The sequence below is a fragment of the Enterobacter sp. K16B genome (assembly GCF_020216105.1).
GTDB classification, from domain to species: Bacteria; Pseudomonadota; Gammaproteobacteria; order Enterobacterales; family Enterobacteriaceae; genus Enterobacter; species Enterobacter sichuanensis.
On sequence record NZ_JAIWJZ010000077.1, the window covers coordinates 13,062 to 32,990 of the forward strand.

Sequence of the window (19,929 nt, forward strand, 5' to 3'; positions counted from 1 at the left end):
ATTTGCGTTACGAGCGTTTCATCATATCGAAGAAATCGTCGTTGGTTTTGGTCATCGCCAGTTTGTTAATGAGGAACTCCATCGCGTCAATTTCACCCATTGGATGGATGATTTTGCGCAGGATCCACATTTTCTGCAGCTCTTCCTGGGTGGTGAGCAGCTCTTCTTTACGGGTACCGGAACGGTTGTAGTCGATTGCCGGGAAGACGCGTTTTTCAGCAATCTTACGAGAAAGGTGCAGTTCCATGTTGCCTGTCCCTTTAAACTCTTCGTAAATCACTTCGTCCATTTTGGAGCCGGTATCGATCAGCGCTGTCGCGATGATAGTCAGGCTGCCGCCCTCTTCCACGTTACGTGCTGCGCCGAAGAAGCGTTTTGGACGATGCAGGGCGTTAGCATCCACACCACCGGTCAGTACTTTACCGGAAGCCGGGACCACGGTGTTGTAGGCACGCGCCAGACGCGTAATGGAGTCGAGCAGGATGATCACGTCTTTCTTGTGCTCAACCAGGCGTTTCGCTTTCTCGATCACCATCTCAGCCACCTGAACGTGGCGAGAGGCCGGTTCGTCAAAGGTCGAAGCCACAACTTCACCTTTAACCAGACGCTGCATCTCGGTAACTTCTTCCGGACGTTCGTCAATCAGCAGCACCATCAGCACACAGTCAGGGTGGTTGTAAGCAATGCTCTGCGCGATGTTCTGCAGCAGCATGGTTTTACCCGCTTTTGGCGGTGCCACAATCAGACCACGCTGACCACGACCGATTGGTGAGGCCAGATCCAGAACACGTGCGGTTAAGTCTTCGGTAGAACCGTTACCACGCTCCATACGCAGGCGAGAGTTCGCGTGCAGCGGCGTTAAGTTCTCAAAGAGGATCTTATTACGCGAGTTTTCTGGTTTGTCGAAGTTAACTTCGTTGACTTTCAACAGCGCAAAGTAGCGTTCACCCTCTTTAGGAGGACGAATCTTACCTGAAATGGTGTCACCAGTGCGGAGGTTGAAACGGCGGATTTGGCTGGGGGATACGTAGATGTCGTCAGGGCCGGCGAGGTAGGAGCTGTCTGCAGAGCGGAGGAAACCAAATCCGTCTTGCAATATCTCCAGCACACCGTCGCCAAAGATATCTTCGCCACTCTTAGCGTGCTGCTTCAGGATGGCGAAAATGATGTCCTGCTTGCGCATACGAGCCTGGTTTTCCAGTCCCATATTTTCGCCGAGAGTGATCAGCTCAGAAACCGGCGTATTCTTTAATTCGGTAAGATTCATAATGGTGTGGGTTCTTAAACTCGGGGTGATTCTCGAACTTAATGTTGTGAATGGTATGGCAGGGTCATCCATGCCTGTTTAGCGGCCATCAACTCATGTCTGTTCGCTGTCTGGTCACAGGGAAAGAACGCAGAACTGAAACGACAAGACGGATTGAGTGACAAGCCCGGAATTTAGCCACTTCACGCACTGTTTATGTCAACAACGGGAAGTATCGGGTAAAACAAGATTCAAACAACAAGATATGTTTAAAACGAAGTCATAGCTAACTTAGCACGACTTCTGCCGGGCGTCCAGAGTTCCACATCATTTAGCAAGATGCTCTGGACGCACAGCGGAGAAACCTTACGCCAGGTTAGCGTCCAGGAACTCTTTCAGTTGACCTTTGGACAGCGCGCCCACTTTGGTCGCCGCCACTTCGCCGTTTTTGAACAGCAGCAGGGTCGGGATACCACGGATACCGTATTTTGGTGCGGTACCCGGGTTCTGGTCGATGTTCAGCTTGGCAACGGTCAGTTTGCCCTGATATTCGTCGGCGATCTCATCCAGAATCGGGGCGATCATTTTGCAAGGACCACACCATTCAGCCCAGAAATCGACGAGGATCAGCCCGTCAGCCTTAAGTACGTCCGTGTCAAAACTGTCGTCTGTCAGGTGAATAATTTTATCGCTCATATATAACTCCACAGGAATAAGCCTGGTACGTTGGTTTTGTCTCCACCAACGACGTGTTGATGTCGCATTAACCAACTAAAGGTTGACTTTATTTCACCGGATACGCTTTCGTAAAGCAATAGTAAGCTGATATTCTACCACACTATGAGCAAAACACATTTAACAGAACAGAAGTTTTCCGACTTCGCCCTGCACCCAAAAGTGATTGAAGCCCTTGAAAACAAAGGCTTTCATAACTGCACGCCCATTCAGGCCCTCGCCCTGCCGCTGACGCTGGCCGGTCGCGATGTTGCAGGGCAGGCGCAAACCGGTACTGGCAAAACGATGGCGTTTTTGACGTCAACGTTTCATTATTTACTTTCTCACCCAGCGATTGCAGACCGCAAAGTTAACCAGCCGCGCGCGCTAATTATGGCCCCGACGCGAGAACTGGCGGTACAGATCCACGCAGACGCTGAACCCCTGGCACAGGCTACCGGCCTGAAGCTGGGTCTGGCCTATGGCGGTGACGGTTACGATAAGCAGCTGAAAGTGCTGGAAAGCGGTGTGGATATCCTGATCGGTACCACTGGCCGTCTTATCGATTACGCCAAACAGAACCACATTAACCTCGGTGCCATTCAGGTTGTGGTGCTCGATGAAGCCGACCGCATGTACGATTTGGGCTTCATTAAAGACATCCGCTGGCTGTTCCGCCGCATGCCGCCGGCCAACCAGCGTCTGAATATGCTGTTCTCTGCCACCCTCTCTTACCGTGTACGCGAACTGGCGTTCGAACAGATGAACAACGCCGAATATGTGGAAGTGGAGCCGGAGCAGAAAACGGGTCACCGCATTAAAGAAGAGCTCTTCTATCCTTCCAATGAAGAGAAAATGCGTCTGCTGCAAACGCTGATTGAAGAAGAGTGGCCGGATCGCGCCATTATCTTCGCGAACACCAAACACCGTTGTGAAGACATCTGGGGCCATCTGGCTGCTGATGGTCACCGTGTAGGTCTGTTGACCGGCGACGTGGCGCAGAAAAAACGCCTGCGTATTCTCGAAGAGTTTACCCGTGGCGATCTCGACATTCTGGTCGCAACCGACGTGGCAGCACGTGGTTTGCACATTCCAGCCGTGACGCACGTCTTCAACTATGACCTGCCAGACGACTGTGAAGACTATGTACACCGTATCGGTCGTACCGGTCGTGCGGGCGCAAGCGGTCACTCGATTAGCCTTGCGTGTGAAGAGTATGCACTGAATCTGCCCGCCATTGAGGCTTACATCGGTCACTCTATTCCGCAGAGCAAATACAATCCGGAAGCGCTGTTAAGCGAACTGCCGCCGCCTAAGCGTCTTACCCGCCCACGCTCCGGCAATGGTCCGCGTCGTTCAGGTGGCGCGCCGCGTAATCGTCGTCGTTCAGGTTAAGAATATATGCTCAGCTCCACCTCGCTTTACGCAGCCATCGATCTCGGTTCGAATAGTTTTCATATGCTGGTTGTGCGCGAGGTGGCGGGAAGCATACAAACGCTGACGCGCATTAAGCGCAAGGTCCGCCTCGCGGCGGGCCTGAGCAGCGACAATTACCTCTCACCAGAAGCCATGGAACGTGGCTGGCAGTGTCTGCGGCTCTTCGCTGAGCGTCTGCAGGATATCCCCCATTCCCAAATCACCGTTGTCGCCACCGCGACACTCCGCCTGGCGGTTAACGCCGTGGATTTTATTGCCAGAGCGCAGGAAATTCTCGGTTGTCCGGTTCAGGTGATCAGCGGTGAAGAAGAGGCTCGCCTGATTTATCAGGGTGTTGCGCATACCACAGGGGGCGACGATCGCCGTCTGGTGGTGGATATCGGCGGGGCCAGCACGGAGCTGGTCACCGGTACAGGCGCGCAGGCGACCTCGCTGTTTAGCCTGTCGATGGGCTGTGTGACCTGGCTTGAGCGCTACTTTGCCGACCGCAATCTCGGCAAAGAGAACTTCGACGAGGCAGAAAATGCCGCGCGCGAGGTATTACGTCCGGTGATGGACGAACTGCGCTATCACGGCTGGAAAGTCTGCGTAGGTGCCTCGGGTACCGTGCAGGCCTTGCAGGAAATCATGATGGCACAGGGCATGGACGAGCGGATTACGCTTGCCAAGCTTCAGCAGCTAAAACAGCGCGCTATTCAGTGCGGACGACTGGAAGAGCTGGAAATTGAAGGCCTGACCCTTGAACGTGCGCTGGTCTTCCCCAGCGGGCTGGCCATTCTGATCGCCATTTTCACCGAGCTCAACATCACCTGTATGACGCTGGCCGGCGGCGCACTGCGCGAAGGTCTGGTGTATGGGATGTTGCATCTGTCGGTTGATCAGGACATTCGTAGCCGTACCCTGCGCAACGTGCAGCGCCGTTTTCTGGTGGATATCGACCAGGCTGGTCGCGTGGCGCAACTGGCGTCACGCTTCGCCGATCAGGTCGCTAACGCATGGGATCTCGATCATCTGAGCCGCGATCTCTTGCTGAGTGCCTGTGCACTCCATGAAGTGGGGCTGAGCATTGATTTTAAGCAGGCTCCTGCTCACGCTGCGTATCTGGTGCGTAACCTTGATTTACCGGGTTATACCCCCGCCCAGAAAAAACTGCTGGCAACGCTGCTGCTGAACCAGACCAATGCCGTTGATCTCTCTTCTTTGCACCAGCAAAACGCCGTACCGCCGCGCGTGGCCGAGCATCTGTGCCGTCTGCTGCGTCTGGCGATCCTGTTTGCCAGCCGCCGCCGCGATGATTTGCTGCCTGCGATCAACCTGGTGGCCGTTGACGAAAAATTGTCCCTGACGCTGCCGGAAAAGTGGCTGGATAATCACCCGCTTGGGGCTGAGTTGATCGAGCAGGAATGCCAGTGGCAGAGCTATGTGCACTGGGTGCTTGAGGTGAATTAATACCCTGAATATTGCCGGGTGGCGGCTTCGCCTTACCCGGCCTACAAAAAATTATCCTTTCTCTTTCGCTTTTGCCAGCATGGCGCGAATGTTCGCCACGTTAGCCTGCCCCTTGTGCATACGCTCTTCTGCTGTAATCACTTTGCGCTCCTGTTCCCAGATCAGGTCATCCTGAGGCAGTTCCAGCAGGAAACGGCTCGGCTCCGGGCGCACCAGCTCGCCGTATTGACGACGCTCTTTACACAGGGTGAACGTCAGCTCTTTCTGCGCACGGGTGATCCCCACATAGGCCAGACGGCGCTCCTCGTCGACGTTGTCTTCATCGATACTGCTCTGGTGCGGCAATAACCCCTCTTCCATGCCAACCAGATAGACATACGGGAACTCCAGCCCTTTTGACGCATGGAGCGTCATCAGCTGAACCTGATCGGCCTCTTCTTCGCTCTCACCGCGCTCCATCATATCGCGCAGGGTAAAGCGGGTGACCACCTGCGTCAGGGTCATTGGCTCGTCGATTTCGGAGCCTTCCAGCATTTCCGTCATCCAGCTGAACAGCTGGTTAACGTTTTTCATACGCATCTCTGCCGCCTTCGGGCTGGCAGACGTTTCATACAGCCAGGACTCGTAGTCGATGCCGTGGATCAGATCGCGGACGGCAGCCACCGGTTCACGCTCCGCCAGACGCTGCACTTCACCCAGCCAGTGGGTAAAGCGGGTTAACGAATCATAACCCCGACCGGTTAACGTCTGGCTCAGCCCCAGGTCGAAGCTGGCCGTGAACAGGCTTTTGTTGCGCGTCATCGCCCATTCGCCCAGCTTTTGCAGCGTCGCCGGACCAATCTCACGTTTCGGGGTATTCACAATACGCAGAAACGCGCTGTCATCATCCGGGTTGGTGAGCACGCGCAGGTAAGCCAGCAGATCTTTGATTTCCGGCCGCGAGAAGAACGAGGTGCCGCCCGAAATTTTGTACGGGATGCGGTTCTGCATCAGCATCTTTTCAAAGACGCGCGACTGATGGTTACCACGATAGAGGATCGCGTAATCCTTGTAGTCGGTTTTATTGACGAAGTGGTGAGCAATCAGTTCACCCGTGACGCGCTCCGCTTCGTGCTCTTCATTGTTGGCACTGAGCACTTTCAACTCTGTGCCATAGCCGAGTTCAGAGAACAGGCGCTTCTCAAACACGTGCGGGTTATTGGCAATCAGAATATTGGCCGCTTTCAGGATGCGCCCCGAGGAGCGGTAGTTCTGCTCGAGCTTAATCACCTGCAGCGCCGGAAAATCTTTACTCAGCAGCACCAGGTTTTGTGGACGCGCACCGCGCCAGGAGTAAATAGACTGGTCGTCATCGCCTACCACGGTGAAACGCGCGCGCTGTCCCACCAGCAGCTTCACCAGCTCATACTGGCTGGTGTTAGTGTCCTGATATTCATCCACCAGCAGGTAGCGGATCTTGTTTTGCCAGCGCTCACGCACCTCTTCATTACGCTGCAGCAGCAGCGTTGGAAGCAGGATCAGGTCGTCAAAATCCAGCACGTTGCACGCTTTCATGTGCGCATCGTACAAGCCGTAGCAATGGGCGAAGATCCGATCCCGTTCGCCTTTGGCACTCGCCGCCGCCTGTGCGGGAGTCATCAGATCGTTTTTCCAGTTGGAGATCGTCGAGATCAGCTGTTGCAACAGCACTTTGTCATCTTCGATCAGCCCCTCGGTGAGCTCTTTGAGCAACGCCACCTGATCGGTGTCATCGAAAAGCGAGAAGTTGGCCTTCATTCCCAGCGCCGCATATTCGCGTTTGATGATATCCAGCCCCAGCGTGTGGAAGGTGGAGATCATCAGGCCGCGTGCCTCTTTACGCCCCAGGGTCTGGCCGACACGCTCTTTCATTTCACGTGCCGCTTTATTGGTAAAGGTTACCGCCGCAATGTGCCTGGCCTGATAGCCGCAGCCGCGGATCAGGTGGGCAATTTTATTGGTGATCACGCGGGTTTTACCGGAGCCAGCCCCCGCCAGCACCAGACACGGTCCGGTGACAAATTCGACGGCTTGTTGTTGTCCGGGGTTTAAACGCATAAATGATCACTCAATGAAAGTCAGGAGGGGAGAATAACAGCGTGGTAGTATAGCGAGCCTAATCCATACCACTCAAGGCACGATCATGGCAAAAACAGCAGCAGCACTGCATATTCTTGTTAAAGAAGAGAAACTGGCTCTGGATCTTCTGGAGCAGCTTAAAAACGGCGCCGATTTCGGCAAGCTGGCGAAGAAACACTCCATTTGTCCATCAGGCAAACGCGGTGGTGATTTAGGTGAATTCCGCCAGGGCCAGATGGTTCCGGCGTTTGATAAAGTGGTCTTCTCCTGCCCGGTGCTGGAGCCAACCGGACCTCTGCACACGCAGTTCGGCTACCATGTGATTAAAGTGCTGTATCGGAAATAAACAGCAAGGCCTTCTCTTAGAGAAGGCCTTTAATGTTTGCACCCTCTCCCTGTGGGAGAGGGCCAGGGTGAGGGCATCAGCCCGCACCTGTTGTTAACCCGCTACCGCGATACGCTTCATGTCGGTCATGTAGCCACGCAGTTTGTGACCTACTTTCTCGATCTGGTGGCTGCGAATGGCTTCGTTTACATCACGCAGCTGTGCGTTGTCCACGGCACCTTCCGCAATCGCCTTGCCCAGATCGCCCGGCTGCAGGGTGGTCATGAACTCTTTCAGCAGCGGTACACAGGCGTAAGAGAACAGATAGTTACCGTATTCTGCGGTATCCGAGATAACCACGTTCATTTCGTACAGACGCTTACGGGCGATGGTATTCGCGATCAGCGGCAGCTCGTGCAGTGATTCGTAGTACGCAGACTCTTCGATGATGCCGGAATCCACCATGGTTTCGAACGCCAGCTCAACGCCTGCTTTCACCATCGCGATCATCAGGACGCCTTTATCGAAGTACTCCTGCTCGCCGATTTTACCTTCATACTGTGGCGCGGTTTCGAACGCGGTTTTACCGGTCTCTTCACGCCAGGTCAGCAGTTTCTTATCGTCGTTTGCCCAATCCGCCATCATACCGGAAGAGAACTCGCCGGAGATAATGTCATCCATATGTTTCTGGAACAGCGGAGCCATGATGGTTTTCAGCTGCTCAGACAGCGCGTATGCACGCAGTTTCGCCGGGTTGGACAGACGGTCCATCATCAGGGTGATACCGCCCTGTTTCAGCGCTTCGGTGATGGTTTCCCAGCCGAACTGAATCAGTTTTTCTGCATATGCCGGGTCGGTACCCTCTTCCACCAGCTTGTCGAAGCACAGCAGGGAGCCCGCCTGCAGCATGCCGCACAGAATGGTCTGCTCGCCCATCAGGTCAGATTTCACTTCAGCCACGAAGGACGATTCCAGAACGCCCGCACGGTGGCCGCCGGTCGCCGCTGCCCATGCTTTGGCGATCGCCATCCCTTCGCCTTTCGGATCGTTTTCCGGGTGAACCGCGATGAGGGTCGGCACGCCGAAACCACGCTTGTACTCTTCACGCACTTCTGTACCCGGGCATTTCGGTGCAACCATCACGACGGTGATGTCTTTACGGATTTGCTCGCCCACTTCAACGATGTTGAAGCCGTGAGAATAACCCAGCGCCGCGCCGTCTTTCATCAGCGGCTGCACGGAACGCACAACGTCAGAGTGCTGTTTGTCTGGCGTCAGGTTAACCACCAGATCCGCCTGCGGGATCAGCTCTTCGTAGGTACCTACTTTAAAACCGTTTTCGGTCGCTTTACGCCAGGAAGCGCGTTTCTCAGCAATGGCTTCTTTGCGCAGGGCGTAAGAGATATCCAGACCGGAGTCACGCATGTTCAGGCCCTGGTTCAGACCCTGTGCGCCACAGCCGACGATGACCACTTTTTTCCCCTGAAGATAGCTCGCGCCATCGGCAAATTCGTCGCGCGCCATAAAGCGGCATTTGCCCAGCTGCGCCAGCTGCTGGCGCAGATTCAGTGTGTTGAAGTAGTTAGCCATGGTGATACCTCGTGATGTTGTGTTGTCGTGCTTATTGTTCGGTTCGCTTATGCGAGAATGAACTTACTATATGACAGGAATTTTATTGCGGAAATTGATATATTCACAACGTCATGTTGCAATATCTGCAATATAAAACGGGGGAGTGGAATCCGTGGATTTACGCGATCTGAAAATGTTCCTGCATCTGGCGGAAAGCCGCCATTTTGGCCGCAGCGCCCGGGCGATGCACGTCAGCCCCTCCACGCTTTCACGCCAGATCCAGCGTCTTGAAGAAGACCTCGGCCAGCCGCTGTTTGTGCGCGATAACCGTACCGTCACGCTCACGGAAGCGGGAGAAGAGCTGCGCATTTTTGCCCAGCAAACCTTGTTGCAGTATCAGCAACTGCGGCACACCATCGATCAGCAAGGGCCGTCGCTCTCCGGTGAGCTGCATATTTTCTGCTCCGTGACCGCCGCCTACAGCCATCTGCCGCCTATCCTTGACCGTTTCCGCGCGGAACACCCCTCGGTTGAAATTAAACTCACCACCGGCGACGCCGCCGACGCGATGGAAAAAGTGGTCACCGGCGAAGCGGATCTGGCGATTGCCGGGAAACCGGAAACCCTGCCCGGCGCGGTGGCATTTTCGATGCTGGAAAATCTGGCGGTGGTACTGATCGCTCCGGCACTGCCGTGCCCGGTGCGTAATCAGGTGTCAGTGGAAAAGCCGGACTGGTCAACGGTACCGTTTATCATGGCCGATCAGGGGCCGGTACGTCGCCGCATCGAGCTGTGGTTCCGTCGGCAAAAAATCAGCAATCCATCGATTTACGCCACGGTCGGTGGTCATGAGGCGATGGTGTCAATGGTGGCACTCGGCTGCGGCGTGGCGCTGCTGCCGGAAGTGGTGCTGGAAAATAGCCCGGAGCCGGTACGTAATCGCGTGATGATTTTAGAACGCAGCGATGAGAAGACGCCGTTTGAGCTTGGCGTATGTGCACAAAAAAAGCGGCTGCATGAGCCGCTTATTGATGCGTTCTGGAAGATACTGCCGAACCACTGAAGCCGGGTGGCGCTGCGCTTACCTGGCCAACGCGCAGCCGAACCGTTAGCCCGCGAGGAAGAACCTGAACGCCGGGTTATGGGTCTCATCGTGGCACTCGTAGCCCAGCTCGTTCAGGCGCGTTTCGAAATCCGGCTCGTGCTCGGCGAGTTCAAACGCCGCCAGCACGCGGCCGTAATCGGTGCCATGGCTGCGGTAGTGGAACAGGGAGATGTTCCAGTGCGTGCCCAGCGTATGCAGGAACTTCAGCAGCGCACCCGGTGATTCCGGGAATTCGAAGCTGTAAAGACGTTCCTGGAGCGGCTTCGACGGACGTCCGCCGACCATATAGCGCACGTGCAGCTTCGCCATTTCGTCGTCGGAGAGATCCACCACGCTGTAGCCACCTTCATGCAACAGGTTGAGGATCTCTTTGCGCTCTTCCAGACCGCGGCTTAAACGCACGCCGACAAAAATGCAGGCGTCTTTCGCATCGGCAAAACGGTAGTTGAACTCCGTCACCGAACGGCCACCCAGCAGCTGGCAGAACTTGAGGAAACTGCCCTTCTCTTCCGGAATGGTGACCGCCAGCAGCGCTTCACGCTGTTCACCCAGCTCGCAGCGCTCGGAAACGTAGCGCAGGCCGTGGAAATTGACGTTAGCCCCCGAGAGTACGTGCGCCAGGCGCTCGCCGCGAATATTGTGCTGGGCGATGTATTTTTTCATTCCCGCTAGCGCCAGCGCGCCGGACGGTTCTGCCACCGCACGCACATCCTCAAACAGATCTTTCATCGCTGCACAGATTGCATCACTGTCAACGGTGACGATGTCATCAAGATACTCCCGGCACAGGCGGAAGGTTTCGTCGCCAATGCGCTTCACCGCCACACCTTCGGCAAACAGCCCGACGCGGGGCAGATCTACCGGATGCCCGGCATCCAGCGCCGCTTTCAGGCAGGCAGAATCTTCTGCTTCCACGGCAATGACTTTGATCTGCGGCATCAGCTGTTTGATCAGCACCGCCACGCCCGCCGCTAATCCACCACCGCCCACCGGGACGAAAATGCGGTCGAGATGGGCATCCTGCTGCAGCAGCTCCAGCGCCAGCGTGCCCTGGCCGGCAATCACCATCGGGTGGTCGAACGGCGGCACCCAGGTGAATCCCTGCTGTTGCGCCAGCTCGATCGCTTTGGCTTTCGCTTCATCAAAGTTTGCCCCATGGAGCAGCACTTCACCGCCGAAGCCTCGTACCGCGTCGACTTTGATATCCGCAGTAGCCACCGGCATCACTATTAACGCTTTCAACCCTAAACGGGCAGACGAGAACGCCACACCCTGCGCATGGTTACCGGCAGACGCCGTAATCACGCCACGCGCTTTTTGCTCATCGGTCAGCCCGGCCATCATCGCGTAGGCCCCGCGCAGCTTAAAGCTGTGCACCGGCTGACGGTCTTCGCGCTTGACCAGAATGACGTTGTCGAGGCGCGAGGAGAGTTTTTCCATTTTCTGCAGCGGAGTGACCTGTACCGCTTCATAGACCGGCGCGCGCAGCACCGCCCGGAGATATTCCGCCCCCTCAGGGGCGGCGGATAAGGGTTGTGACTCGGCCATCATTAGCCCCCAAGTTTCGATTTATCGCGTACCGCGCCTTTGTCTGCACTGGTCGCCAGGCTCGCGTAAGCGCGCAGGGCAAAGGAGACTTCACGCTGGCGGTCTTTTGGCGTCCAGGCTTTATCACCGCGCGCTTCCTGTGCTTCACGACGCGCCGCAATTTCCTGATCGCTCAGCTTGAGCTGGATCCCGCGATTCGGAATGTCGATTTCGATCAGGTCACCATCTTCGATGATGGCGATGTTGCCGCCGCTTGCCGCTTCCGGAGAGACGTGGCCGATGGAGAGGCCTGAAGTACCGCCCGAGAAACGTCCGTCGGTGATCAGCGCGCAGGCTTTACCGAGGCCCATGGATTTCAGGAAAGTGGTTGGGTAGAGCATCTCCTGCATGCCCGGCCCGCCTTTTGGCCCTTCGTAGCGGATGACAACCACGTCGCCCTCCACCACTTTACCGCCCAGGATGGCGTCTACCGCCTCATCCTGGCTTTCGTAGACTTTTGCCGGGCCAGTAAACTTGAGGATGCTGTCATCTACGCCAGCGGTTTTAACGATACAGCCATTTTCAGCGAAGTTACCGTACAGCACGGCCAGACCGCCATCTTTGCTGTAGGCATGTTCAAGAGAGCGGATGCACCCTTCAGCGCGGTCATCGTCCAGCGAGTCCCAGCGGCAATCCTGGGAGAAGGCCTGCGTGGTGCGAATACCGGCCGGGCCGGCGCGGAACATCTTTTTCACCGCGTCGTCTTTGGTCAGCATCACGTCGTATTTATCCAGCGTCTGCGGCAGCGTCAGGCCAAGCACGTTCTGAACGTCGCGGTTCAGCAGCCCGGCGCGATCCAGCTCGCCGAGAATACCGATGACGCCACCCGCGCGGTGGACGTCTTCCATGTGGTATTTCTGGGTGCTTGGCGCGACCTTACACAGCTGCGGCACTTTGCGGGAGAGCTTGTCGATATCGCTCATGGTGAAGTCGATTTCGGCTTCCTGCGCGGCAGCCAGCAGGTGCAGAACGGTATTGGTGGAACCGCCCATGGCGATATCCAGCGTCATGGCGTTTTCAAACGCGGCCTTGCTGGCGATGTTGCGCGGCAGCGCGCTGGCATCGTCCTGCTCGTAGTAACGTTTGGTCAGCTCAACGATGCGCTTACCGGCGTTAAGGAACAGCTGTTTACGATCGGCGTGGGTCGCCAGCAGCGAGCCGTTGCCCGGCTGAGACAGGCCCAGCGCTTCGGTCAGACAGTTCATAGAGTTGGCGGTGAACATCCCGGAACAGGAGCCGCAGGTTGGGCACGCGGAGCGCTCCACCTGATTACTCTGCTCGTCAGAGACTTTCGGATCCGCGCCCTGAATCATCGCATCCACCAGGTCGAGCTTGATGATTTTGTCGGAAAGCTTGGTTTTACCCGCTTCCATTGGACCGCCGGAGACGAAGATCACCGGAATGTTCAGGCGCAGGGAGGCCATCAGCATCCCCGGGGTGATTTTATCGCAGTTGGAGATACAAACCATGGCATCAGCGCAGTGGGCGTTAACCATGTACTCCACCGAGTCGGCGATCAGCTCGCGCGACGGCAGTGAATAGAGCATGCCCCCGTGACCCATCGCGATACCGTCATCCACCGCAATGGTGTTGAACTCTTTCGCCACCCCGCCAGCAGCTTCAATTTGCTCGGCAACCAGCTTACCGAGATCGCGCAGGTGCACATGGCCCGGTACAAACTGGGTAAAGGAGTTCACCACGGCGATAATCGGCTTACCGAAATCAGCGTCGGTCATCCCGGTGGCGCGCCACAGCGCGCGGGCACCGGCCATGTTACGGCCATGGGTGGTGGTGGCGGAACGATACTTAGGCATGCTTTATTTACTCCCGTCTGACGAGTCAAAGGGACGGTGCGTGCCGTCCCATATTTATGCTTATTGATTAACCTGATCCAACCAGCCGTATTTGTCTTCTGTTTCGCCGGTAAAGAGGCCGAAGAAGGCTTGTTGAATGCGTTTGGTGACCGGACCACAGCGGCCTGCGCCTACCTGAATACCGTCTACGCTGCGAACCGGCGTGATTTCAGCCGCGGTACCGGACATAAACACTTCATCCGCCAGGTACAAGGATTCGCGGGACAGGACCTGCTCACGCACTTCGATACCCAGATCTTTCGCCAGCTTGATGATGGCGTCACGGGTGATGCCCGGCAGCGCGGACGAGGTGAACGGCGGCGTGAACAGGATGCCATCTTTCACTTCAAACAGGTTTTCACCGGCGCCTTCGGAGATGTAGCCGTTCACATCGAGCGCAATACCTTCCTGATATCCGTGACGGCGCGCTTCGCTACCGACCAGCAGGGAAGAGAGGTAGTTACCGCCTGCTTTAGCGGCGGTCGGGATCGTATTGGGTGCCACACGATTCCAGGAAGAGACCATTGCGTCGATCCCCTGCTCCAGCGCTTCTGCACCCAGGTAGGCACCCCACGGGAACGCGGCAATGATCACATCCGTGGTATAACCGGCTGGCGGGTTAACGCCCATCCCTACGTCACCCACGAAAACCAGCGGACGAATATAGGCACTGGTCAGATTGTTTTTACGGATGACCTCGCGGCAGGCTTCCATCAGCTCATCAACGCTCTGAGAAACCGGGAAACGATAAATTTTGGCTGAGTCATGCAGACGCTGCATATGTTCACGATGACGGAACACCACTGGCCCTTTGTGAGAGTCGTAGCAACGGATCCCTTCAAAGACAGAAGTACCGTAGTGCAGCGCGTGGGACATCACGTGGACTTTCGCGTCCTCCCAGCGAACCATCTCACCATTGAACCAAATGTAATCAGCTTTTTTTGTCGTCATTTTCTCTTCCTGTCACGCTTAAGCGCGGATTTGTTGTGATGTGGTTGTGCTCTGGCAGATGGCAACATGGGCAACGTCTACCAGCTTTGATAACTGACTAAACAGTAAGTCGACCGGGCGCGGGCTGGCAACGGTTAATTCGATACTGATGTTTTGGGCGTCAGTGGCCGTCTCCATATTCATAGAGCAAATCTGAAAGCCACGATGACGGACCACGCGCAAAACGCGCTCTAATGTCTCTGGATTGAAGCGAGCCTGCACGGCGACCTGATGTTGCATCATGATAATTTCTCCAGCATTTGTGAGTTACTGGCACCTGGCGGTACCAACGGCCAGACATTCTCAAGCTCGTCGATTGAGACATGAAGCAGGTAAGGCCCTTCGCTTAACAGCATGGTGTCGAGTGCCGCTTCAACCTGGTCTTTACGGGTGATGTGCTGGCCAGGAATGCCAAAGGCGCTGGCCAGGGTGAGGAAATCGGGATTATCAGTCAGGGTGGTTTCGCTGTAACGCTCCTGGAAGAAGAGTTGTTGCCACTGGCGAACCATCCCTAAACGCTGGTTATCGAGCAACACGATCTTCAACGGCAACTGCTTGCGCTTCACGGTGCCCAGCTCCTGAACGTTCATCATGAAGGAGCCGTCACCGGAGATACAGATTACCGTATCGTTCGGGCGGGCAACCTGCGCACCCACGGCAGCAGGCAAGCCGAAGCCCATCGTGCCTAACCCGCTGGAGGTGATGAAATTTTCCGGGCGGGTATAGGTCATGTGCTGGGCGGACCACATCTGGTGTTGACCCACATCCGTCGTCACCACGCTGTCTGCGGGTTTCCGATCGGACAACTGCTTCAACAGCAGCGGCGCGTAGATGGCGTCGCCAGGATGATCGTAACGCCAGGCGTGTTCAGCGCGCAGGTCTGAGGTGTGCTTTCGCCAGGCATTGATATCCAGTGGCTGCTGTAATGCCGGTAACAGCGTATTGAGATCGCCCTGCAAGGCAACATGCGCCTGACGCAATTTGTTCATCTCCGCAGGGTCGATATCCATATGGATCACTTTGGCATTCGGCGCGAAGGTATTCAGCTTACCGGTGACGCGATCGTCAAAACGGGCACCCACGGCGATGAGCAAGTCACACTCCTGAACGGCCAGATTTGCCGCTTTGGTACCGTGCATCCCCAGCATGCCCAGATAACAGGGATAATCCGCATCTACCGCACCCAGCCCTTTCAGCGTGCAGGTAGCAGGCATTTGCGTCACCGCGATAAATTCACGCAGGGCAGGAACTGCCTGCGCCATGCCCACGCCACCACCGACGTACAGCATCGGCTGTTTCGCCTGGGCCAACATCTGCCGCGCCTCTTCCACTTCCGCATGCGGAAACGCATCGTCGCTCTCAACAGTGGAGAAGTGCGGTTCGAGATCGCCGATCGCCACCTGGATATCTTTCGGGATATCAACCAGAACCGGACCTGGACGGCCGGAACTTGCCACCTCGAACGCTTCTGCCATCACCCGCGGCAGCTCTTCCAGAGACTGGACGAGGAAGCTGTGTTTGGTGCAGGCCAGGGATAAGCCGAGAACGTCCACTTCCTGGAAAGCGTCGGTACCGATGAAAGGAGATGCAACCTGTCCGGTGATGGCGACGACCGGAACGGAATCGAGCAGCGCATCAGCCAGACCGGTGATCAGGTTAGTTGCACCGGGACCCGAGGTCGCCATGCAGACGCCGGTTTTGCCGGTGGCGCGCGCATAACCGATCGCCGCCATTGCCGCGCCCTGCTCGTGTCGGCACAACAGGTGCTCCACGCCGCCGTCATACAGTGCATCGTAAATCGGCATAATTGCGCCACCCGGATAACCGAATACTGTTTCGACTCCCTGCGCGCGCAACGCATGTACTACCCACTGTGCCCCATTCATAGTTAGTTCCCCGTCATAAATCGGGAGAAACAGAATTTTGTGCTATTTGTCATTCTCTGCTCCTCATTTGCGTTTTTTAGTCATAAAAAAACCCCCGGACCTTTCGGTGCGGGGGTCTTAGTTCGTTAAGGCTTGATATCTAAGCCTTTCCTCGTCCAAGTGCAGCCCCGCACGGTGGGATAATAATCACCACCACGCTAATCACGACCAGGCTAATCACTCGTAGAAGGGCTGTCATTTTCAGTTCTTTTTGCATCTTGTTCGAAGGAATACCTAAAGAGTTATCACAGTTTTTAAACCAAACACAAGATTTATTTATGACCATTTTGATTAGCTCGCGAACCATATCTTTGAAAAGCATTGTTTTATATGAGAAAAACAGATGGTGAATATTTTTCATTTTTTTCGCCGCCGCCAGGTCATCATAACGGGCACGTTTTTTCTGCGATGTGGCTTCCACTCACAAGAAATGATTGCAAATTGCTGCTAAAAGTCTGGAAGTAATGCCGTAAAACACAAAAACAGCACTCAAGGTATGAAAGCGACAGTGGCATAGTCAGCGCCCGAGGAGGTGCTTATGTCACTGTCAGTTGTTTATACGCGTGCGGCTATTGGAGTAAAAGCACCGCTTATTTCTGTGGAGGTTCATCTGAGTAATGGACTGCCCGGCTTAACGCTTGTCGGCTTGCCAGAGACAACGGTGAAAGAAGCCAGAGATCGGGTCCGCAGCGCCATTATCAATAGCGGTTATACCTTCCCGGCGAAAAAGATCACCATCAACCTGGCACCAGCGGATCTGCCTAAAGAGGGCGGGAGATATGATTTACCTATCGCTATTGCGCTTCTCGCCGCTTCTGAACAGCTTAATACGTCCAGGCTAGGCTCGTACGAGTTCATCGGTGAACTGGCGCTTACAGGCGCACTGAGAGGCGTTCCTGGCGCTATCTCTGGTGCGCTGGAAGCTATACGTGCCGGTCGGGAAATCATTCTTGCCAATGAAAACAGTGCGGAAGTGAGGCTGATAGCCGAAAAAGGGTGCCTTATTGCCGGGCATTTGCAGGAGGTCTGCGCCCATCTTGAAGGGCGGCATAGGTTGTCAGAGCCCGAAGAAACGGAAGATATACCGCCTGAAAGCACCGACGATCTCAGCGATATTATCGGTCAGGAGCAGGGAAAGCGAGCGCTGGAGATCACCGCTGCCGGCGGGCATAACCTGTTACTGATTGGCCCGCCGGGTACCGGAAAAACGATGCTGGCGAGCCGGTTGAATGGTTTACTTCCACCACTCAGTAACCATGAAGCACTCGAAAGCGCTGCGATAGTGAGCCTGGTGAGTTCAGTGTCGTTGCAAAAACAGTGGCGACGTCGCCCTTTCCGCTCTCCGCACCACAGCGCGTCCCTGACGGCCATGGTCGGAGGAGGTTCCATTCCGGGGCCGGGAGAGATTTCACTGGCACATAACGGCATCCTGTTTCTTGATGAACTACCTGAGTTTGAGCGGCGCGTGCTGGATGCCCTAAGGGAGCCGATTGAATCCGGAGAGATACATATCTCACGTACCCGAGCCAAAATAAGCTATCCGGCACAGTTCCAGCTGGTTGCGGCAATGAACCCCAGCCCGTCAGGTCATTATCAGGGGAATCACAACCGCTGTACGCCTGAACAAACACTGCGATATCTGGGAAAGTTATCAGGCCCTTTCCTGGATCGTTTCGATTTATCCCTGGAGATCCCTTTGCCTCCTCCCGGCCTGCTCAGCCAGAGCAGTGTCAGAGGAGAGTGTTCAGTAACGGTTCGCGATCGGGTTATTGCTGCTCAGGCCCGGCAGTACAGGCGGCAAAATAAACTGAATGCCCGTCTGGATAATGCTGAGATCCGACAGTTTTGCCAGCTAAAGGCTGAGGATGCGACGTGGCTGGAGGAAACGTTGACGCGCTTCGGGCTCTCTATTCGTGCATGGCAGCGTCTTTTAAAAGTGGCTCGTACTATCGCCGATGTGGAAAGCAGTCATGCAATTGAGAGACAGCATCTGCAGGAAGCGTTGAGCTATCGGGCAATCGACCGTTTACTTTTGCACCTGCAAAAGTTATTGGCGTAAAAAAGGGGCCGCAGCCCCTTTTTTCTTAGTCATCAGACTCGGTGTAATCTTCAGCACCTTCCATCTGCGGCTTACCGCCAGAAAGGGTATGGAAACGCTTTGGACGCTTAATGCGCGCCATGTACTTGATCCATACACGTTCCGCTTCAGATTGTGGTTCACGCTCACCACGGCACACGGAGACAAACTGCTTTTCATCTTCCGTTGCAGGCTCACGTTTACCCAGATCCAGCTCGTTGAAGGCATAACCATGACGCTCAAGCAGCTGCGCCTCTTTGATGGTGAAGTCGCCGTGACGAGAGAACCCGCGTGGATAATTTTTATTGTCGAAAAAACGATTAGTCGTCGTAAAGCTTTCCGCCATCCTACACGCTCCTAATTCTTTGGCCGAGCTATTTATGGCGCGGAGTATTAGTTACGCTTGACAGAGTGTAAAACAAAACATTTAAATCATAACGACAAATAATTTTGCGGAGAAAGATGTGGATACGGAATTGCTAAAAACTTTCCTTGAAGTGAGCAGAACACGCCACTTTGGGCGAGCAGCTGAAGCCCTTTATCTGACGCAGTCAGCAGTCAGTTTTCGTATTCGACAGCTGGAAAATCAACTGGGTGTGAATCTTTTTACCCGCCATCGCAACAACATCCGTTTGACACCTGCGGGTGAAAAACTGCTCCCGTACGCAGAAACGCTGATGAATACCTGGCAGGCAGCGCGCAAAGAGGTTGCCCATACTTCGAGGCACAATGAGTTCTCGATTGGGGCCAGCGCTTCTCTGTGGGAATGTATGTTAAGTCAGTGGCTTACCCGGCTGTATCATTCTCATGGTCATTTGCAATTCGAAGCCAGGATTGCGCAACGGCAGTCGCTGGTTAAGCAGCTTCATGAGCGTCAGCTTGATCTTCTGATCACGACCGAAGCCCCCAAGATGGATGAATTTAGCAGCCAGATTGTTGGCCAGTTTGGTCTGGCGCTTTATGCCTCTGAACCTTCGATGATGAAGGCAGACCTGACCTATTTGCGGCTGGAATGGGGACCAGATTTTCAGCAGCATGAGGCGGGATTGATTGCACCTGATGATGTTCCACAGTTAACAACCAGCTCTGCAGAGATCGCCTGCCAGCAACTGCCCTTGTTAAAAGGGTGTACCTGGTTACCGGTTCGCTGGGCAGACACTAAAGCCGGGCTGCATACCGTGGTGGATTCCACCACGCTTACCAGGCCGCTGTATGCCATTTGGCTGCAAAATAGTGATAAGCAATCGCAGATAAAAGATCTATTAAAAATCAACGTGATGGATTGATATAGCAGCCAGCAGGGAGGCTGGCTGAAAATGAAGAAGCGGTACTGTAGAGTATTTCGGGCAAAAAAAATCCTTTGCCGAAGCAAAGGATTATATATGGCAGGGGCGGAGAGACTCGAACTCGCGACACCCGGTTTTGGAGACCGGTGCTCTACCAACTGAGCTACGCCCCTAAAGTTTTTTGCCATTAAGCCTGCCAGTAAGGCAGGCTTAATGTCTTAATAAGTGGCGGAACGGACGGGACTCGAACCCGCGACCCCCTGCGT

18 protein-coding genes and 1 tRNA gene are annotated in these 19,929 nt (G+C 55.2%); 6 read left to right on the forward strand and 13 right to left on the reverse strand.

The window, feature by feature from the left end; translation table 11 throughout:
- Positions 1-7: 7 nt before the first annotated feature.
- Together rho and trxA are read right to left on the reverse strand one after the other, a co-directional pair.
- Entirely contained in the window at positions 8-1,267 is a 1,260-nt protein-coding gene (gene rho / locus LDK53_RS14760; protein WP_008501566.1) for a transcription termination factor Rho, read from the reverse strand.
- 345 nt (positions 1,268-1,612) lie between these two features.
- The gene (gene trxA / locus LDK53_RS14765; RefSeq protein ID WP_006179218.1) at positions 1,613-1,942 is read right to left on the reverse strand and encodes a thioredoxin TrxA; all 330 of its coding nucleotides are present in this window, start codon (positions 1,940-1,942) and stop codon (positions 1,613-1,615) included.
- A 144-nt stretch (positions 1,943-2,086) separates the two neighbouring features.
- On the opposite strand from trxA, the gene rhlB reads away from it, so the two are divergent.
- Together rhlB and gppA are read left to right on the forward strand one after the other, a co-directional pair.
- Complete coding sequence (rhlB, locus tag LDK53_RS14770; protein WP_025757583.1) at positions 2,087-3,355, forward strand: ATP-dependent RNA helicase RhlB; 1,269 nt, start codon at positions 2,087-2,089, stop codon at positions 3,353-3,355.
- Between the two features lie 6 nt (positions 3,356-3,361).
- Entirely contained in the window at positions 3,362-4,846 is a 1,485-nt protein-coding gene (gppA, locus tag LDK53_RS14775) for a guanosine-5'-triphosphate,3'-diphosphate diphosphatase (protein WP_208283586.1), read from the forward strand.
- 51 nt (positions 4,847-4,897) lie between these two features.
- On the opposite strand, the gene rep is transcribed toward gppA, so the two are convergent.
- A complete protein-coding gene (gene rep, locus LDK53_RS14780) occupies positions 4,898-6,922 on the reverse strand; it encodes a DNA helicase Rep (protein ID WP_025757586.1) in 2,025 nt (674 codons plus the stop codon).
- An 85-nt stretch (positions 6,923-7,007) separates the two neighbouring features.
- Between rep and ppiC the strand changes: the two genes are divergently transcribed.
- Positions 7,008-7,289 (forward strand): peptidylprolyl isomerase PpiC, encoded by a 282-nt coding sequence (gene ppiC, locus LDK53_RS14785; protein WP_013099282.1) that lies wholly within the window; start codon positions 7,008-7,010, stop codon positions 7,287-7,289.
- Between the two features lie 93 nt (positions 7,290-7,382).
- Here ppiC and ilvC read toward each other — a convergent pair whose 3' ends face one another.
- Positions 7,383-8,858 (reverse strand): ketol-acid reductoisomerase, encoded by a 1,476-nt coding sequence (gene ilvC / locus LDK53_RS14790; RefSeq protein WP_008501571.1) that lies wholly within the window; start codon positions 8,856-8,858, stop codon positions 7,383-7,385.
- Between the two features lie 154 nt (positions 8,859-9,012).
- On the opposite strand from ilvC, the gene ilvY reads away from it, so the two are divergent.
- Complete coding sequence (ilvY, locus tag LDK53_RS14795) at positions 9,013-9,903, forward strand: HTH-type transcriptional activator IlvY (RefSeq protein WP_017382574.1); 891 nt, start codon at positions 9,013-9,015, stop codon at positions 9,901-9,903.
- A 45-nt stretch (positions 9,904-9,948) separates the two neighbouring features.
- On the opposite strand, the gene ilvA is transcribed toward ilvY, so the two are convergent.
- From ilvA to ilvL, 7 genes are all read right to left on the reverse strand, one after another.
- Positions 9,949-11,493 carry a threonine ammonia-lyase, biosynthetic gene (gene ilvA / locus LDK53_RS14800; RefSeq protein ID WP_225287472.1) on the reverse strand — a complete coding sequence of 515 codons (1,545 nt, stop codon included), beginning with the start codon at positions 11,491-11,493 and terminating at the stop codon, positions 9,949-9,951.
- A gap of 2 nt (positions 11,494-11,495) precedes the next feature.
- Positions 11,496-13,346: a dihydroxy-acid dehydratase gene (gene ilvD, locus LDK53_RS14805; protein WP_225287469.1), complete on the reverse strand. Its 1,851-nt coding sequence runs from the start codon at positions 13,344-13,346 to the stop codon at positions 11,496-11,498.
- A gap of 60 nt (positions 13,347-13,406) precedes the next feature.
- Positions 13,407-14,336: a branched-chain-amino-acid transaminase gene (ilvE, locus tag LDK53_RS14810; protein ID WP_013099287.1), complete on the reverse strand. Its 930-nt coding sequence runs from the start codon at positions 14,334-14,336 to the stop codon at positions 13,407-13,409.
- Positions 14,337-14,354: 18 nt separating this feature from the next.
- Positions 14,355-14,618, reverse strand: coding sequence for an acetolactate synthase 2 small subunit (ilvM, locus tag LDK53_RS14815; RefSeq protein ID WP_003860184.1), 264 nt, complete (start codon positions 14,616-14,618; stop codon positions 14,355-14,357).
- Positions 14,615-16,261, reverse strand: coding sequence for an acetolactate synthase 2 catalytic subunit (gene ilvG, locus LDK53_RS14820; RefSeq protein WP_225287470.1), 1,647 nt, complete (start codon positions 16,259-16,261; stop codon positions 14,615-14,617). The genes ilvM and ilvG overlap by 4 nt, the downstream gene beginning before the upstream one ends.
- Before the next feature lie 2 nt (positions 16,262-16,263).
- Positions 16,264-16,314, reverse strand: a complete 51-nt coding sequence (gene ilvX / locus LDK53_RS14825) for a peptide IlvX (RefSeq protein ID WP_102046757.1) — start codon at positions 16,312-16,314, stop codon at positions 16,264-16,266.
- Between the two features lie 86 nt (positions 16,315-16,400).
- The gene (gene ilvL / locus LDK53_RS14830) at positions 16,401-16,499 is read right to left on the reverse strand and encodes an ilv operon leader peptide (protein WP_001311244.1); all 99 of its coding nucleotides are present in this window, start codon (positions 16,497-16,499) and stop codon (positions 16,401-16,403) included.
- A gap of 339 nt (positions 16,500-16,838) precedes the next feature.
- Between ilvL and LDK53_RS14835 the strand changes: the two genes are divergently transcribed.
- Complete coding sequence (locus tag LDK53_RS14835; RefSeq protein ID WP_225287471.1) at positions 16,839-18,359, forward strand: YifB family Mg chelatase-like AAA ATPase; 1,521 nt, start codon at positions 16,839-16,841, stop codon at positions 18,357-18,359.
- Between the two features lie 25 nt (positions 18,360-18,384).
- Here the strand turns inward: LDK53_RS14835 and LDK53_RS14840 are convergent, their stop codons facing one another.
- Positions 18,385-18,723, reverse strand: coding sequence for a DUF413 domain-containing protein (locus LDK53_RS14840; RefSeq protein WP_025757596.1), 339 nt, complete (start codon positions 18,721-18,723; stop codon positions 18,385-18,387).
- Between the two features lie 118 nt (positions 18,724-18,841).
- Between LDK53_RS14840 and hdfR the strand changes: the two genes are divergently transcribed.
- Positions 18,842-19,663: an HTH-type transcriptional regulator HdfR gene (gene hdfR, locus LDK53_RS14845; protein ID WP_025757599.1), complete on the forward strand. Its 822-nt coding sequence runs from the start codon at positions 18,842-18,844 to the stop codon at positions 19,661-19,663.
- Positions 19,664-19,760: 97 nt separating this feature from the next.
- Here hdfR and LDK53_RS14850 read toward each other — a convergent pair.
- Positions 19,761-19,836 (reverse strand) — tRNA-Trp (locus LDK53_RS14850).
- Between the last annotated feature and the right edge of the window lie 93 nt (positions 19,837-19,929).